Source organism: Ralstonia sp. RL, assembly GCF_001683835.1.
Classification (GTDB): Bacteria; Pseudomonadota; Gammaproteobacteria; order Burkholderiales; family Burkholderiaceae; genus Ralstonia; species Ralstonia mannitolilytica.
The window spans coordinates 1-1,330 of the sequence record NZ_LWRX01000091.1; the positions used below are offsets into that span (position 1 = coordinate 1).

At 67.4% G+C, this 1,330-nt stretch carries 2 protein-coding genes; one reads left to right on the plus strand and one right to left on the minus strand.

Annotated elements, in window-relative coordinates:
- The coding region (locus A6M56_RS08545) for a hypothetical protein (RefSeq protein ID WP_286758070.1) at positions 1-284 on the minus strand (284 nt) is incomplete at its 3' end.
- Between A6M56_RS08545 and A6M56_RS08550 the strand changes: the two genes are divergently transcribed.
- On the plus strand, positions 283-1,330 hold a 1,048-nt coding region (locus A6M56_RS08550; RefSeq protein WP_286758071.1), incomplete at its 3' end, for a hypothetical protein. The genes A6M56_RS08545 and A6M56_RS08550 overlap by 2 nt on opposite strands.

Sequence of the window (1,330 nt, forward strand, 5' to 3'; positions counted from 1 at the left end):
AAGCAGGAACAAAAGCAGGAACAAAAGCAGGCGCAGGCGAAGACCGATCCGGCAGCCGGACAACAGGCGGCGGCCGAACCGCAGGCGAAAACGGCCGACAGCGCCTCCGGCGATGCCGCCGCCCCATCGACGGCGCCCTCCGCGCCGTCCGCCGCTTCGACGGCAACGGCTGCGGCGACATCGGCAACGACAGCCGCGACCGTAATGAATACGTTCTCCGTCGCCGCAGTGCCATCACCGCCGCCAGCGGCCAGGATCACTGCCACGAATCCGGACGGCAGCATGCTCGACCTGTCCAATCAGACGAAAAACGCTCCGGACGGGACGACGGTTCCAATAGGCGCGGACGCGACGGCCGCTTTCGGCGCCTCCGTCGAAGTGATGGCCGGCTTCCCGTTCAACGACCCCAATAGCGGCCATCCGCACGCCGACGCCTATTACTTCAACGGCCCGGAAAACTCCGTGACGCGCGACGCGGCCGGCAACCTCATCGCCGTCAAAGACAGTGGCAGCGGCAGCTACAGGTACAGTTACCGCGCTTCGCTGACGCAAAGCGGCAGCGTCATGACCGATGCGGGCAAGGATGCGGGCACCGGGCTTTCCTGGGGCCGCTGGCAGGGCGGGACGGTGACACGCACCAGCCAGTACTGGGGCACGGACGCCGGCGGCAATTTCGGGCTGGGCGCCAACAATGCCAGCGGCGCCTTCGTCATCGGCGGCACGGACACGACGAGCAGCGCGCTGGGCACCGGCAGCCTGCATTGGATCGCCGGCAGCGGCGCGGCGCCCGACTACCTGCCGCAGGTGCTGACCGGCACCGCCAGCTACACCAAGATCGGCGGCACCCACCCGACCGACATGCTGGGCAGGACCGGCACGCTGAACAGCGCGAACCTGGCGGTGGATTTCACCAATCAGCTCGCCAGCGCGAATGTGAACTTCACCATCGGTTCCGATACCTGGGACATGCAGAGCAACGGCATGCGGCTGCACGGGCCGAGCTTTTTCAGCACCATGAGCTGCACGGCCACGACCTGCACATCGAGCGTGGCCCTGACCAAGAACGGCGCGGCGACGAGCTCGACCGGAACGGCAAGCACGGGCTTTGCGATCGGTTCGATGAGCGGCGCGCTGACCGGACCGGGGCTGAACGGCGCCGGCCTGCAGTATGCGGTGACCGAGGCGGTCGCATCGGTGGACGCCAGCACCGGCAATACCACATTTACCGACAACGTGATCCAGGGCGTGGCGGCGCTGAGCGGACCGGCGCAGGACACGCAGACGCCATTCCGCGCCGTCGGCATCAGCGACGGCTGGGGCAATGGATACG